This window comes from Alteromonas sp. G4i35 (assembly GCF_054960375.1).
Genome location: NZ_JBHNZD010000081.1, coordinates 1 through 400, shown reverse-complemented (window position 1 = coordinate 400; position 400 = coordinate 1). Strand labels below are relative to the sequence as shown.

Below are 400 nucleotides of genomic sequence, written 5' to 3'. Positions count from 1 at the left end.
TGCTGCCGCAGCTTCGGTATATTGCTTAGCCCCGTTACATCTTCCGCGCAGGCCGACTCGACTAGTGAGCTATTACGCTTTCTTTAAAGGGTGGCTGCTTCTAAGCCAACCTCCTAGCTGTCTATGCCTTCCCACATCGTTTCCCACTTAGCAATATTTTGGGACCTTAGCTGGCGGTCTGGGTTGTTTCCCTCTCCACGACGGACGTTAGCACCCGCCGTGTGTCTCCCGGATAGTTCTCATTGGTATTCGGAGTTTGCAAAGGGTTGGTAAGTCGGGATGACCCCCTAGCCTTAACAGTGCTCTACCCCCAATGGAATTCGTCCGAGGCTCTACCTAAATAGATTTCGGGGAGAACCAGCTATCTCCCGGTTTGATTGGCCTTTCACCCCCAGCCACA

Annotated in this window: 1 rRNA gene; it reads right to left on the bottom strand. The window is 53.0% G+C overall.

The features are described from left to right. A 23S ribosomal RNA gene (locus ACFI6L_RS20315) occupies positions 1-400 on the bottom strand; the annotation flags it as partial.